Genomic DNA, 14,149 nt, shown 5'->3' with positions numbered 1-14,149 from the left:
TTAAACATATTCAATCTTTCTATCCAGATAATAAGCATACACATTGAAGGCAATATAAGCGATCAATGCCTGAACTCCTACTTCCGCATAATGTCCAGGCAAAGGCATCACAAGAGGAATCAAATTCATGAGCACTAGAACGATTCCTAAAATATAAATCTTCTTTTTGCTATCCTCTTTCAGCTTCTTCGCATACAAAACGATAGTAAGTAAAATAAGTCCGTTTTCCAAAGCTAAAGAAATATATTTATAGTCCCAGATTCCGAATCCAAGTTTGATTCCGGCATCTAAGAATAGCGGTAGATCTTTCTTATGCATGGGAAGATCCAGGGCAAAATGGGAAAATACACAAAGCCCTACCACGAAAGCCGGCAATATAGCTTCTTTGATTTTCCATTTTCGAAATACGAACAGAAGATAAACGAGAAAAACGACCGCAGACCAAAGAAATGCCCCCACCAAACTATGAGAAATGGGCATATAATACAAGTCGTAAGGATTGATTTCCGTAAAACCCGGGACGATTCTCATTTTTTCAATTCCCAGAAGAAGGAACGTCATGTATAGATAGTCCAAAAATTGAACCGCAAAAAACAGATGGAACAACCCTACTTTGGGAAATATACTTCTGAAAAAAATGGCAGGTGCGTAGTGTCCTGTGAACATATTTTGAATTCCTCCCTAGGGTTGGTTCGATTTAAGCCTAAAAATGAACTAGAAAGATTATTTCACCAATCGTTCCGATTGTTTTGCCAGTTCGTCTATATTTTCCCTGAGGTTAGAAGAGTTACCCGCCAAACTAGAAGCAGACTGCTCGATAGTAATCAATGCTCTGGAAACTTCTTCCGTTCCCGTTTTCTGTTCGGATGCGATGGTTTCCAATTGTTTGGAAAGATCAAATAACTCCTGAAACGATCCTAAAAAAGTATCGTGAATGGTTCCTTGTTTTTGAACTCGATCTTTCAATTGGTTTAAGTTGCTTACGAGTATGGAAAAATTCTCGTATTGAGTGCCCATCTTTTCCTTAGTCTCAGACGCAGCCAAATTACCGCTGGCAATTTGTTTCCCTGCTTGGGAGATGATCTTGGAGATAAGGGAGGCGTTTTCGGACGCACTGTCCGCCAATTTAGCGACTTCCTGTGCGACTACGGCGAACCCTCTTCCATGTTCCCCTGCTCTCGCAGCCTCAATAGAAGCATTTAATGCAAGTAAGTTGGTTCGATCCGCAATTTCCCGAAGGATTTGATTCACATCTTCCACCTTTTGGAAAGATTCTTTGATATCGATAAAATTAGAACTCAAAAGATCCATCGCGCCGGAAACTTCAGTTCCGTATTTTCTGGATATCTCAGTCGTTTGTTCCAAGGAAAGAGTGGCGCTTCTTACCTCGGAAAGGATTCGGTTCAAAATCTCACTTTCCCGATTGAGCTCGCCGATTTTTCCGAATTGGGATTTTACGAAACTGGATGCATTGTCCATGGATGCCGCAAGTTCTTCCACTGAGGCACTGATCTCTTCCACACTAGATACTTGCGTTTGGATTTCAGAGTTCAAAGAATCCATAGAACCTTGCATCAAAGCAACATTTCGATTGAGAGAGTCAGCTTCCGTTTGGATTCTTTGCTGCGTCTTAAATGCTTCTTCCGATTTTTTTTCGGAGTCTTCTGCGGAATTTGCAGCAGCTTCCGTTGCTGCCGCCATAAAACGAACCACAGAACTTGTGATATGTACTCCCATGCAAAATGCGATCAAGTTGACTCCCACGAGGAGAGCGGACATATCTTTAGGAGATTCCGCCATAAAAGGAATCCTTGCGCCGGATAACACTGGCACGAAAGCCATCATCGCAAGAAAGAAAACTCCCATATATCCGACAACTAACGTAAGTCGATGGGACAGCATAAATCCGGAATACATCACGATAAAAATCATCGCCATCATGAAAAAAGGAAGATTGGCCATGGCGATTTTTTGTTCAATAGAAGGAGAGGTCACTTCGATCAGAAGAAATACGGAGGAGTAAATGATCATGTCCAAGATGATCATTCCAAGAGCAAGCCAATGCGAATATCTTCCTTGTCTGGAAAGATACACCAAATAGATTCCGTAACCTAAAACGGATGCCTCTAAGAAGGTATTTAAAATACTAACCCACATTGTGTCCGAAGCGGGGATGGTCAATAATGCGAAGATATTGATAGATACCATCACGGTGGAAAATGCAATTCGGACTTTATTGGCAAGAAGAGTTCCTTTCTCGCGGAATTGGGCGTTGTTATCGGACATACAGAAAGCAGGTCTCCCCAGGGCTTAAGTTTTTTCAAACGGACAGGTTCGTTTTCTGATTTAAGATTCCTTTTTTAGAATCCACTTATGCAAGTATAATTTTTTTACAAGTTCATATTAGAGAAAATTCAAATTGACCTGGGCGATTCCAAGTTAGAATGCAAGTAATCACTACTAATATGAAACCCAAAAAACGCACTTTAACCTACGATTTCCTCATTAAACTTGTTTCCTTTACCAAGGGTTTGGCTTTTCACTCCATAGAGGAACATTTCCAAGAGAACAGAAAGGATTTCGATTCTCCTTATCCTTCCGCACTCCTCGCCAACCATGTCTCCGAAGCGGACATAATCGCACTTTCTATCGTTTACCCTAGGTTGAATCCCAAAATCAAAATGATCATTCCGGCAAGGGAGGATATCCTTAAGAAAGATTTTCTCCAAAAGGAGTTTCGAGCCAAGGGGCTTTTGAAATTGATTTTTACACTCATTGATAAATCCAGTATTATTCCTTTGCTTTTGGGTTATATCGGCTGCGTACCCATCAAACGACCGTTTCGTGACAATTCCAGAGAACTTTTGAAAAAAGGAGAACTTAGGGAAACTGTGGATGCGGAATGGAATGATCTGGTGGTAAACATCAATTCGGGAAGAAACCTTTTTATGTTTCCCGAGGGCACCTACAATCAGGATGGATTTCTCAATCAAATCAAAAAGGGCGCTTATTATTTAAAAACCAAAATTACGGACATTCAATTTAATTCGTTCACATTCACCTACGATCATTTAACTTATCCCAAACTAAAACTCCATATCAGTTATGGTTCTCCGTTTCGTTTGACGCAAGAACAGGATGTAGATTCCGTCACGAAAGCGATCAAGGAAAAATTCGGTAAAAGTTATGTTCTGACTCTAGGCAACCTAACATCCTTTATTCTTTTGAAACTGGGGCATCATACAAAGATCACTCAAGAAAAACTTTTTTCCGTGATCGAATCAGTGAAAGAAAAGGTGCAGAAAAAATATCCTGAAATTCTAATCGCCAGTGAACTAAAAAAAGGACTGAATTCCGGCTCTCTTTCCACACTCCTTACTAAATTGAAATCGGGAAAATACATCGATTGGAAAGAAGGTGAAATTCAAATTCTTGAACCTTTGGTTACGATTCCCAAAACTCTAAATAATTTAAAAAAATCGAATATTGTTCTGTACCATAAAAACCAACTGACTCACCATTTGGCTTCTTTGGATGGAATTTGGGATTCTCTTCCGGAAGCATCCGGTGTGGTACCTACCACTTAGGTGGTGAGTTTTTCGTAAAAGTAGAGTCGTAGGAGGAAATGTAGTACCTCCTACAGCCCCGCGCCAGCCAGTATAGCAACAAACACCACAAAATATCTCCAAAATCCTGTTTTTCCGGTCTTTGTGGTATCTACCACGCCGCCACCTATTTTTCCAGTTGACAAAATCCGATCTTCCCAGGATTTGAAAACCATGGATTATTTCAATATTATTGAAATAATGAAATAATCAGGGAGATCAAAATGGAACTCATCAAACAATTGAATTGGCGTTATGCCGCCAAACGAATGAACGGAGAAAAAGTTCAGAAAGAGAAAATCGACAGAGTCTTGGAAGCCATCCGCCTCTCTCCATCCTCAATGGGCTTTCAACCCTATACTGTTTATGTCATTGAAAACGAAGAGGTTCGCCGCAAAATCTATGAAACATCCTGTAAGCAGCCTCAAATCCTGGAAGGATCCCACTTAATCGTATTTGCAGCATGGACTCATCCCAACCAAGAAGATGTGGAAAAATACATCCAACTGATTGCGGACGAAAGACAAATTCCTACATCCTCACTTGCTGATTTTCAAAAATCGATTTCCGGAGTAGTGACATCCAGAACCCAAGAACAACTTTTAGTATGGACAGCCAAACAAGCGTATATCGCACTTGGCACCGCAATCGCAGCAGCGGCTTTGGAAGAAATCGATGCAACCCCGATGGAAGGATTTCAATCCGACAGCCTGGATGAAGTTTTAGGCTTGAAGGAAAAAAACCAAAAATCAGTCGTACTTCTTACATTAGGCTACAGAGACGAAGCCTCCGATCCTCTCGTAAAAGCAAAAAAAGTGAGAAGACCGAAAGAAGAACTATTTGTGAACATTTAAGATCGAAAAATTATAGTTCTATGACTAGACCGTTTCACCACCCAAGATTGGAAGAAATCACTTTGGACGGATTGCTCCATGCACTTTCCGACCCGATCCGCCGCCAAATCGTATTTAACTTGGTAGGCTGCGAAGGAAAAAGCTGTAACAAAACGTTCGAAGGGTTGGCACCGTCCACTTTGTCCTTCCACTATAAGGTGCTTAGAGAAACAGGACTAGTCCGCTCGGAGAAAAAAGGAGTAGAGGTCATCAATTTCATCCGCAAAGAGGAAATTGAATCCAAATTCCCTGACCTATTAAAAAAGGTGTATCAGTTTCACCACCCAACAAACGTTAAAGAACAATGAATTCATTATTTACACCCCTTACGATCGGCGATGTCACGTTATCCAACCGAATCATCATGTCCCCTCTCACACGCTGCAGAGCGGTAAACGAAAGAATCCCCAACGATCTAATGGTAGAGTATTATACCCAAAGAGCCACTGCGGGACTCATCCTTAGTGAAGCGACGGCAGTCACCCCTATGGGAGTCGGTTATCCGAATACCCCAGGAATCTGGTCAGAGGAGCAAGTAGAAGGTTGGAAAAAAGTCACAGAATCTGTTCATAAACAAGGAGGAAAAATCTTTCTACAGCTTTGGCATGTAGGACGTATTTCCGATCCGTACTATTTGAACGGAGAACTTCCCGTTTCTGCAAGCGCCATTGCTCAAAAAGGCCATGTCAATCTTCTCGGTCCTAAAAAAGGTTATGAAACTCCCAGAGCTCTTGAAATTAAAGAAATCAAAGAAACAGTGGAATCCTATAGAAAAGGTGCCGCAAATGCTAAGTTAGCTGGTTTCGACGGAGTGGAAATTCACGGTGCGAACGGCTATCTAATCGACCAGTTTCTTCAGGATGGAAGCAATATCAGAACCGACGAATACGGTGGCTCCATAGAAAACAGAGCCAGGTTCCTTTTGGAGGTTACGGATGCAGTGATTTCCGTATGGGGTCCGGGAAGAGTCGGACTTCATATCGCTCCCAGATGCGATGGGCAAGCGGGAGGAGATTCCAATCCTACAGCTTTATTCAGTTATGTGGCAGAAGAAATGAAAAAGAGAAAAATCGCTTTTTTATGCGCCAGAGAATACGAAGGCAAAGACTCCCTTGGTCCAAAACTCAAAGAGATATTCGGAGGAGTTTACATTTCTAACGAACAATTCACGAAAGAATCCGCAGAAAACGCTATAAAAGAAAATAGAACGGATGCGGTCGCTTTCGGAAAAACTTTTATCGCAAATCCAGATCTGGTGAAACGTTTTAAGGAAGGTCTAAGTTTAAACGAGCCGAATCCTTCCACATTTTACGTTTCAGGAAAAGAAGGATACACGGACTATCCTTTCGTTTCTTAGGAGGAAAAATGAATCTTTCGGAAATCCCGCTTTCTGTTCTGGATCTTTCTCCTATCGTAAGCGGATCCGATACTTCCGTCGCACTGCATAATAGCCTAACACTTGCTAAAAAATCAGAAGAATTAGGCTATAACCGCTTTTGGCTGGCGGAACATCACAATATGCCGGGGATTGCCAGTGCGGCAACCTCCGTCATCATAGGCCATATTGCGGGAGGGACTTCCCGCATACGAGTGGGTTCCGGAGGGATCATGCTTCCGAACCATGCGCCTATTGTCATCGCAGAACAATTCGGAACCCTAGATGCATTGTATCCAGGGCGAATCGATTTGGGTTTAGGAAGAGCTCCAGGAACGGATCAAACCACCACACAAGCGTTACGAAGAGATCAAATTTCGGGAGGAGTCGAATTCTCCGATCTTTTGGAAGAATTAAGATACTTTTTAGCGGAACCCTATCCTGGGCAAAAGGTAAAAGCGATTCCTGCCATGGGAAGAGAAATCCCTATCTGGCTTTTGGGTTCCAGCGGCTACAGTGCGGAGCTTGCAGGAAGATTAGGGCTACCGTTCAGTTTTGCAGGACATTTCGCACCGGAACAAATGATGTATGCGGTAACACTCTATAGACGGGTTTTCCAACCTTCGGAACATTTGGAAAAACCTTATATGATGATGGGAGCGAACGTTTTGTGCGCAGATACGAACGAAGAAGCGGAGATTCTCATCAGCTCTCAGATTCTGAGTTTTTTAAGTCTGATCAAAGGAAACCCAAAACCGATGGAACCTCCTGTCAAAAATTATTTGGAAAAATGCAACGTTCAGGAAAAGGCATTTATAGAACAAAGACTGTCTTCCGCAATCATAGGAGACAAAAACACAGTTAAACAACAATTAAACGATTTGATTCAAAGAACTGGTGCGGATGAACTTATCATCAATACGATGGTGTACGACTTTGAAAAACGTTTGAAATCGTATGAAATTCTGATGGAGGCAAAAAAAGAAGATTGTATTCGGGTCTGAATGGGATAAACTTCTAAAGGTTCGAGAATAAACCGGAAGATTTATGATTCTGATTCCATTGCCCCATACAGATTTTGATCCCAGCGAAGCGGCTTTGCCTTGGAAACTTCTTTCCAAGGAAGGTTTCCGCTTCCAATTCGCCACTCCAGACGGAAAAAAAGCATCCGCAGACGACCGTATGTTGACAGGAAGAGGTTTAGGCGTTTTTAAAAACAGCTTTATGGCAAGACAAGATGCGATTGACGCTTATTCGGAAATGGAATCCTCCTCCGTATTTTCCAATCCCATTCCCTATTCCGAAATCAAAGAACAAGACTATCAGGCGTTGCTCCTTCCCGGCGGTCATGCTCAAGGAATGAGACCATACTTGGAGTCGGAAAAATTACAGAACTCTGTCGTAAGTTTTTTTGCATCCAATAAACCCGTGGCTGCGATTTGCCACGGAGTTTTGCTTGCGGCAAGAAGTATCGATCCCAAAACGAATAGATCCGTTCTTTACGAAAAAAACACTACCTCTCTTCTCAAAGTTCAGGAACAAATCGCCTATTACTCAACAAGACTTTGGTTAGGTGAATATTACAGAACCTATTCGATCACCGTCCAAGACGAAGTGATGAGCTTCCTAAAAGATAAGAACCAATTCAAAACAGGGGGCAGTTTGTCCGCAAGAGACAGTAAGGAAGACATAAAGGTAGGATTCACAGTGAAAGATGGAAATTATCTTTCCGCAAGATGGCCGGGAGACGCCTATCAATTTGCGGAAACCTTCCGGTCCATGCTGGGATAAATGAATCTATGTTTTGTGATAAGTTAAAGCCATAGCGATACAATCTTTTAATTCCTTCACAGGAACTTTTTCGCCGATCGTAAAATGAATGCTTCGGTTCCCTCCGAAACGAAAGACTTTGGGATATTTGCTTCGAAACCGGGAAACAAGATCCGTCTGGCAAATAAAGTACATTGCGTATTCTTCTCCCATAACAGGTTTATGATGGATTCGTACAGTGCTTCCCAATTTAGTTTCCTGGGTGAGGTAACTAGGTTCCCCCCATTTCAAAGTCTCTTCAATCCGACCCACTCCCGTTTCTTCCGCTGTTTCCAAAATCAGATCTCTCAAATCCAATAATTTTTCCCGGATCAAATCGGGGTATTCAGCAAACACTTCCGCTACAGATTCCGATCCAAATCGGATTTTTCGGGCGGTTTTTCCGGAAGATTTCTTTTTCATAAGATATAAACTAACATTACTTCAATGAAAATAAAGCGAAAAAAACTGTAGCAGTTAAATCCTTGCGGAATTACATTTGCATTTTCGAAACAGGAGGAAACTTTCCATGAAAAAATTACTTCTATTCTCTTCCTTATTCCTCATAGGATGCGGATCTATCTCCAGAGGGTGCGCCAAATATTTCGGTTCCGATGAGATATGCATCGACGGAGTCAAATACATCCAATTCACTTCGGGCGCCAGCGTAAAATACAACAAAGACGGAAGCATTGCTACCTGCAAATAAAACCTGCCAGGCGGGGACAAACCTCGCCGAACACTAGATCCACCTATTCTTTGAAACGTGATTCCATTATGAAAAAAACTTTTTATCTCTTTTTACTCACCGGTTTCCTTTTTGTACCGGCTTGCTCTAAAAAAACGGTCACAAAGTACGAACGACCGCAAAACATCTATTTCATTCAATCGAATGCGGAGATTTCCCTTTTTAAGGAAACCGGCTCCGGTTCGGAAAAACTAGGAACCATCCAGGAAACGGATTCCGTAGAAGTGATTTCCCAAATCGTAACCAAAAACAAAGACCAAGATTGGGTCGATTATGAAATCAAATGCCCCGAAAGGTTTTCTGAAAAATGCAAAGAAGGATTAGGTTACCTCAGAGACGATGAAATCATCTCAGCAGTTTATGTTTCCAAAATCCAAAACGGACATGCAAACATCAGGGATGTTCCAGGAAAAAAAGGCACGATCCTGCCTAAAACCACAGTGGAATCCGCAACTTCCACACGAAATTGGATTTCAGAACCTAACAAACAATTATCGGTAGTCGTAGACAAAGAAAGTTTTTTCTTCGTAGTATCTTCACTGTTCCCCAATACGGATGATCAATTTAGAATTTGGGGAGAATTGGAAATCTTTTCCGAACTTTTAAACGACCCTTCCTATAAAGATTCCCGTTATGAAGCGGTTTTTAAAAAATATTCCATCCTAAAAGAATTGGAGAAAAAAAAGAAAAAGCCGAGCAAAGAAGATACCACAACCCCTTCTCTTTCCGGTTTCGATCCGATCATCATAGAAGGAATCCGATCCAGAAAAGAAGAAGCAGAAAAAAACTATTTCAGCGGCTTTCCAATGAGATCCCCAACTTACAAAGGATTGGTGTTTCAATTTAATAAAGCGAAACAATACCCCTTCGTTCAGGAAAAGTTATTCCTGGAAATCTCCAAAAATGCCGCCTACCAGATTACAGGTGGTCCTGCCGGATTGAATTTATTCACAAATACGGAATCGGCAACGGACGCTGTGGAGAAATTGAAGTCCGCAGGACAATCCTTGGAATCAGGAACGATAATAGGAAACGGAAAGATCGAAATTTTAGGTAAAGAAGGTTCCAGATTCCTTCTCACACAGTTGGATTTTCAAGGGAAAGAACGTTCCGTACAAAATTATGAAATCAAATCAATTGTTGCTGAAGAATCAGGCGGTTCCGTAGGATTCCGATTCAAACTGGATCAAACGGAAATAGTCTTAACTCCTTTGGTCGTTTCCGATTATCTGCTCGCATCGGGACAAGGTTTTAAGGAGTTTTTAGCTACCATTCCGAACGACTATAAGGAAATTCTCAAGAACAACTCATATAACAAAGCATTGGTGCTAATTGCCGTAAAATTCGGAGCGGGGGGTTTCGACGAACTCACAGGGAAAATGAAGTATTCCATCCCCTCCTCCACTCGTTATTGGACCGTTTTGGAACTAGTGCGTCTTCATCCGAACATCACAAGAACGGGAGACTATTCCGGTTCGTTTGCGGACAATAGTTACGAAAGCAAACAAGGACGATACACCGATCTGAAATGGAGACAACCCAAAGGGCAGTTTTATATCTCAGGTCAATATTCTCCGGAAGACGATTCGGATGTAAAATACGATCGAACAGAGGATCTTTGTTTTACGGAATCAGGAAGCGACGATTTGGAAATTAGTTTTTCACCTTCGGAAATGAGATCGGAACATCCGAACGTGAGAGTTCTGTTCACTAAGGAGTTCGGAAATTTATGCGATTATTTGAATTCTTATTTATTCGGAGCTTCTGAGGAAGGGTAACTTTCGTATTCTCTTCGGTCTCCGACGGAAACCGAAGAGAATTAAATCTTTTTTAACGATTCATCTCGTAAGTATCCACCAAAGTCATCAGTTGATTCTTGTAGATGCGTTCGAATCTTTCTTCGTTCAAAATAGGCTTACGTAATATCTTCTTGCAAATCTCTTGTTGTGCTTCCGTGCTGGTAGGCTTGGAATACAATTGAGTCGCATACTTAGAGAAATCACGAACCAAAAAGTCGAAGATTTGATCGATGATGTCTTCTTCTACTTTCTCCAATTTTGCGTTTTCTAAAACCAATTGTCCGTAAGCCACGAGTGTGAACATTTCTCCGACAGTCAGCATAAAACCGATGTCTTCTCTCTGTCCTTTCGTAGGTTCCGCTTTTTCCAATAATTCCTTAAAGAGAGCGATTTGTTCTCTGAATATTTTAATATTCGGGAGTTGGTATTGAGAATAAGCGATGTTATAGTCGTGGAATTTGATTTTATCGAATCCCTTCGTAGTCGCACCTTGATTGAAGAGATAAGTATCGTCCTTGATATCGTAAACCTGTCCGATCTCTGGCAGTGAAGAATCAGGGCTGAAAAAATAATTCTGCATGAATCTCATGATCAGAACCATATTCACATGAACGGTTCCTTCCAATCTAGGAAGCATTTGAATGTCTCGGATCGCCATTTCGAAGTAAGCGTCTTTATTCAATCCTTTTGCCGCGATGATATCCCAAAGATTGATGACTACCTCTTCCCCTTGCGTAGTTACTTTCATTTTTTCCATCGGGTTGAATAAAAGATAACGTTTATCCGTAGCGGATGCGGTTCTCATATAATCGGTAGCTCTCCTTGAGAACATCTTCATCGCCAGAAGTCTGGTGTAAGCATCCATAAACAACTGTTTGATATGAGGGAAGTCCGTCACATATTGATTGAAAAGTCTTCTGTGAGCGGCGTGGTTGAGTGCTTCATAAAACGCATGAGTGCAGATTCCCACGGAACCCCAGCCCAAATTGAACTTACAGAATGCGATTGTTGCCAAAGAAGTGTCCCAAGCGGCACGTCCTTTGGAAATGATATCCGCTTCCGTAATCGGATAATCGTGAAGTTCGAATTCGGCAACATAGTTCTGTGAAGTTACGATGTTTTGTTTAAGTTCGTAGTTTTTGTGTTGGGAATTGACTCCGAAGAATACGAATTCTCCTGTATCCTGCATTTTACCGAAAGTGGAAACGATCGCGGCTTTGTTTCCGTTTCCGATATAAAATTTATCTCCGCTCGCTTTGTAAGTTCCGTCTCCGTTAGGGATGAGCATCATATCGCTTCCGATCAAATCGGCACCGTGCTCTTTTTCGGAAAGACCGAATGCGAAGATCTCTCCATCTTCCAAAAGTTTGGCGGCTTTCTTTTTGATCTCTTCGTTTTTGCTGATCCAAATCGGACCGAGGCCGAGCATGGTCACCTGCCAGGTGTACCAATAACATAGTCCGTAAAATCCTAAAATTTCATTGAACGCCATGATTCGATTGCAGTCCCAACGGGAATCGGACGGGCCGTATCCGCTCGGAGTCATTAGGATCGAAAATGCTTTTTCTTTCTTAACAAATTCCAAAAAATCAGCATACCAGACCTTATCGTGGTCATCCTGCATCAGTTTCATTTTTCCTTTTTTCTCAAAGAAGTCGATGGTCTTAAGCATCAGATTTCTGGATTTTTCATCGAGATGGGAATAAGTTTCGTTTTTAGGATTGAGTAGTTTCATAGAGTAATCAATGAACCTAAAAACTTCTAGGAAAGTAAAGGGCTTTTTGTCTATATCTAACTCTGATAGCTAGAAGGACAGATCGACATTGAGAGGAAAATTCGCCCGCCTTTCCAAAACGAAAAGCGGACGAAAACGGAGGGAAATTATTTATAGAGAAGCGGCAAGTCTTGTGCCTTGATCAATAGCTCGTTTAGCATCCAATTCAGCAGCCAGATCCGCCCCACCTATCAAGTGTACAGTGAGTCCCGCTTTTTGTAAAGGCTCCAATAATTCCCTTCTGGGATTTTGACCTGCGCAGACCACGATCGTATCCGCAGGGATTTTCATTTCCTTTCCCTTCACTTCGATTTGGATTCCTTCCGAATCGATGGATTTATAAATCACTCCGGAAATCTGCTCTACTTTGCGGTCTTCCAAAGATGTTTTATGAATCCATCCGGTGGTTTTTCCCAAATTCGCGCCGAACTTGCCGGAAGAACGTTTCAACATAGTGATTTTTCTATCCGACTTTGTTTCCGTTTTGGAAGTGAGTCCCCCGTTGTTTGGAATACTGGAATCGATTCCCCATTCCTTTAAATAGTTTTCTTTGGTAAAAGGATGGCCCGCATCGGAAAGATACAGACTCACATCGAATCCGATTCCTCCCGCTCCCATCACTGCCACGTTTTTTCCTGCCGGTTTACCATGTAACACTAGATCGACGTAATTCATCACGTTCGCACTTTCGATTCCTGGAATCTCCGGCTTACGAGGTGTAACTCCTGTCGCTAAAACGATCTCATCGAAAGATTCGGCGATTAGATCGTCTGCGGTAACTTTTTTCTCAAGGAATAATTTAACTCCCATTTGATTCAGTTTATTGGAAAAATAACGGATGGTTTCCTTAAACTCCTCTTTGCCGGGAATCCTTCTGGCGATGTTCAATTGACCGCCGATTTCTTTGGCAGCATCGTAAAGATAAACTTCATGACCTCTTTCCGCCAAAGTGGAAGCGCAAGACATTCCGCCGGGACCAGCACCTACTACCGCAATCTTTTTCTTTTTTGCAGTCGGAGAGATCACAAGTTCCGTCTCATGGCAGGCTCTTGGGTTCACAAGACAACTTGCCGTTTTGCCTACGAATATATGATCCAAACAAGCTTGGTTGCAAGCGATGCATGTATTGATTTCTTCCGATTTACCTTCCATCGCTTTTTTAACGAAATCAGGATCTGCCAAAAACGGTCTGGCCATGGAAATCATGTCCGCATCTCCTCTGGCTAAAACTTCCTCTGCGACTTCAGGCGTATTGATTCTGTTAGATGTAACAAGAGGGATTCCCACATGACCTTTTACTTTCGCAGTGACCCAAGTGAATGCGGCTCTAGGAACCATCATGGCGATGGTAGGAATTCTTGCTTCGTGCCATCCGATCCCAGTATTGATGATGGTGGCCCCCGCTTTCTCGACTTCCTTTGCCAAATGAAGAACTTCTTCTATATTACCGCCTTCTTCTACAAGATCTAACATAGACAGACGGTAGATGATGATGAAATCCTTTCCTACTTTTTTACGGACAGCTTTAATGATTTCCAAAGGAAAACGGATTCTATTTTCGAAACTGCCGCCCCAATCGTCTTCCCTGTTATTGGTTCTTTTAGCGATGAACTGGTTGATTAGATATCCTTCCGAACCCATAATCTCCACTCCGTCGTAACCGGCTTCTCTCGCCAAACTTGCGCAAGTTGCAAATTCTTCGATTGTGGAAAAAATCTCTTCCTGAGTCAAAGGATGAGGTCGGAACATATTGATAGGCGCTCTTAAAGGAGAAGCTCCTACGATTTTATCATGATAACCGTAACGCCCTGTATGCAGAATCTGCATGGCGATTTTACCGCCTTCGCGGTGTACCGCTTCCGTAACCGGTCTATGGTGATGAGCCTCTTCCAAAGTATTCATCACGCTTCCGCCGACTCCTACCCGCCCGGCTTCGCTAGGTGCGATTCCTCCCGTAACGATCAAGGCACATCCGCCTTTCGCTCGTTCGCCGTAGAATGCGGCCATTCTTGCATATCCGTTTTCCGCTTCTTCCAAACCGGTGTGCATAGAGCCCATAAGTGTTCGATTGCGAAGAGTGGTAAACCCCAGATCCAAAGGAGATAATAGATGAGGAAAAGATTTCATTCCATCCAAGCATCAAAAT

At 42.2% G+C, this 14,149-nt stretch carries 13 protein-coding genes; 8 read left to right on the top strand and 5 right to left on the bottom strand.

Translation table 11 applies throughout. The features are described 5' to 3' along the window. Both EHS15_RS12550 and EHS15_RS12545 read right to left on the bottom strand, forming a co-directional pair. Positions 1-666: a hypothetical protein gene (locus tag EHS15_RS12550; protein ID WP_135760922.1), complete on the bottom strand. Its 666-nt coding sequence runs from the start codon at positions 664-666 to the stop codon at positions 1-3. A gap of 57 nt (positions 667-723) precedes the next feature. Then, positions 724-2,286, bottom strand: coding sequence for a methyl-accepting chemotaxis protein (locus tag EHS15_RS12545; protein ID WP_135760921.1), 1,563 nt, complete (start codon positions 2,284-2,286; stop codon positions 724-726). A 179-nt stretch (positions 2,287-2,465) separates the two neighbouring features. Here EHS15_RS12545 and EHS15_RS12540 point away from each other — a divergent pair, with 179 nt between their 5' ends. The 6 genes from EHS15_RS12540 (at position 2,466) to EHS15_RS12515 (ending at position 7,664) form a co-directional block, all read left to right on the top strand. After that, entirely contained in the window at positions 2,466-3,587 is a 1,122-nt protein-coding gene (locus tag EHS15_RS12540) for a 1-acyl-sn-glycerol-3-phosphate acyltransferase (RefSeq protein ID WP_135760920.1), read from the top strand. Between the two features lie 242 nt (positions 3,588-3,829). After that, positions 3,830-4,459: a nitroreductase family protein gene (locus EHS15_RS12535; protein ID WP_135760919.1), complete on the top strand. Its 630-nt coding sequence runs from the start codon at positions 3,830-3,832 to the stop codon at positions 4,457-4,459. 20 nt (positions 4,460-4,479) lie between these two features. Next, entirely contained in the window at positions 4,480-4,806 is a 327-nt protein-coding gene (locus EHS15_RS12530) for an ArsR/SmtB family transcription factor (protein WP_135760918.1), read from the top strand. Beyond that, positions 4,803-5,855: an alkene reductase gene (locus EHS15_RS12525; RefSeq protein ID WP_135760917.1), complete on the top strand. Its 1,053-nt coding sequence runs from the start codon at positions 4,803-4,805 to the stop codon at positions 5,853-5,855. Before EHS15_RS12530 ends, EHS15_RS12525 begins: the two co-directional genes overlap by 4 nt. Before the next feature lie 8 nt (positions 5,856-5,863). Continuing rightward, complete coding sequence (locus EHS15_RS12520; RefSeq protein ID WP_135760916.1) at positions 5,864-6,877, top strand: LLM class flavin-dependent oxidoreductase; 1,014 nt, start codon at positions 5,864-5,866, stop codon at positions 6,875-6,877. Between the two features lie 43 nt (positions 6,878-6,920). Next, on the top strand, positions 6,921-7,664 hold the full coding sequence (locus EHS15_RS12515) for a type 1 glutamine amidotransferase domain-containing protein (protein WP_135760915.1): 744 nt from the start codon (positions 6,921-6,923) through the stop codon (positions 7,662-7,664). Positions 7,665-7,670: 6 nt separating this feature from the next. Here EHS15_RS12515 and EHS15_RS12510 read toward each other — a convergent pair whose 3' ends face one another. Next, positions 7,671-8,105 carry a DUF1801 domain-containing protein gene (locus tag EHS15_RS12510; RefSeq protein WP_135760914.1) on the bottom strand — a complete coding sequence of 145 codons (435 nt, stop codon included), beginning with the start codon at positions 8,103-8,105 and terminating at the stop codon, positions 7,671-7,673. Positions 8,106-8,211: 106 nt separating this feature from the next. On the opposite strand from EHS15_RS12510, the gene EHS15_RS12505 reads away from it, so the two are divergent. Both EHS15_RS12505 and EHS15_RS12500 read left to right on the top strand, forming a co-directional pair. Next, positions 8,212-8,391, top strand: a complete 180-nt coding sequence (locus EHS15_RS12505) for a hypothetical protein (RefSeq protein WP_135760913.1) — start codon at positions 8,212-8,214, stop codon at positions 8,389-8,391. Positions 8,392-8,459: 68 nt separating this feature from the next. After that, on the top strand, positions 8,460-10,208 hold the full coding sequence (locus EHS15_RS12500; protein WP_135760912.1) for a hypothetical protein: 1,749 nt from the start codon (positions 8,460-8,462) through the stop codon (positions 10,206-10,208). 52 nt (positions 10,209-10,260) lie between these two features. Here EHS15_RS12500 and EHS15_RS12495 read toward each other — a convergent pair whose 3' ends face one another. Then, positions 10,261-11,964: an acyl-CoA dehydrogenase family protein gene (locus EHS15_RS12495; protein ID WP_135760911.1), complete on the bottom strand. Its 1,704-nt coding sequence runs from the start codon at positions 11,962-11,964 to the stop codon at positions 10,261-10,263. A 150-nt stretch (positions 11,965-12,114) separates the two neighbouring features. After that, the gene (locus tag EHS15_RS12490) at positions 12,115-14,130 is read right to left on the bottom strand and encodes an NADPH-dependent 2,4-dienoyl-CoA reductase (protein WP_135760910.1); all 2,016 of its coding nucleotides are present in this window, start codon (positions 14,128-14,130) and stop codon (positions 12,115-12,117) included. Positions 14,131-14,149 lie beyond the last annotated feature (19 nt).

It is taken from the genome of Leptospira idonii, from assembly GCF_004770995.1.
Classification (GTDB): Bacteria; Spirochaetota; Leptospiria; order Leptospirales; family Leptospiraceae; genus Leptospira_A; species Leptospira_A idonii.
The sequence above is the reverse complement of the archived record's forward strand: the minus strand, read 5'-3'. Positions and strand labels throughout refer to the sequence as shown.

What these genes read in the sequence shown, in the direction of transcription:
- EHS15_RS12535 (WP_135760919.1), top strand. Translation starts at nt 3,830, where the DNA reads ATGGAACTCATCAAACAATTGAATTGGCGTTATGCCGCCAAACGAATG.
- EHS15_RS12545 (WP_135760921.1), bottom strand. Translation starts at nt 2,286, where the DNA reads ATGTCCGATAACAACGCCCAATTCCGCGAGAAAGGAACTCTTCTTGCC.
- EHS15_RS12505 (WP_135760913.1), top strand. Translation starts at nt 8,212, where the DNA reads ATGAAAAAATTACTTCTATTCTCTTCCTTATTCCTCATAGGATGCGGA.
- EHS15_RS12500 (WP_135760912.1), top strand. Translation starts at nt 8,460, where the DNA reads ATGAAAAAAACTTTTTATCTCTTTTTACTCACCGGTTTCCTTTTTGTA.
- EHS15_RS12530 (WP_135760918.1), top strand. Translation starts at nt 4,480, where the DNA reads ATGACTAGACCGTTTCACCACCCAAGATTGGAAGAAATCACTTTGGAC.
- EHS15_RS12525 (WP_135760917.1), top strand. Translation starts at nt 4,803, where the DNA reads ATGAATTCATTATTTACACCCCTTACGATCGGCGATGTCACGTTATCC.
- EHS15_RS12515 (WP_135760915.1), top strand. Translation starts at nt 6,921, where the DNA reads ATGATTCTGATTCCATTGCCCCATACAGATTTTGATCCCAGCGAAGCG.
- EHS15_RS12520 (WP_135760916.1), top strand. Translation starts at nt 5,864, where the DNA reads ATGAATCTTTCGGAAATCCCGCTTTCTGTTCTGGATCTTTCTCCTATC.
- EHS15_RS12490 (WP_135760910.1), bottom strand. Translation starts at nt 14,130, where the DNA reads ATGAAATCTTTTCCTCATCTATTATCTCCTTTGGATCTGGGGTTTACC.
- EHS15_RS12510 (WP_135760914.1), bottom strand. Translation starts at nt 8,105, where the DNA reads ATGAAAAAGAAATCTTCCGGAAAAACCGCCCGAAAAATCCGATTTGGA.
- EHS15_RS12550 (WP_135760922.1), bottom strand. Translation starts at nt 666, where the DNA reads ATGTTCACAGGACACTACGCACCTGCCATTTTTTTCAGAAGTATATTT.
- EHS15_RS12495 (WP_135760911.1), bottom strand. Translation starts at nt 11,964, where the DNA reads ATGAAACTACTCAATCCTAAAAACGAAACTTATTCCCATCTCGATGAA.
- EHS15_RS12540 (WP_135760920.1), top strand. Translation starts at nt 2,466, where the DNA reads ATGAAACCCAAAAAACGCACTTTAACCTACGATTTCCTCATTAAACTT.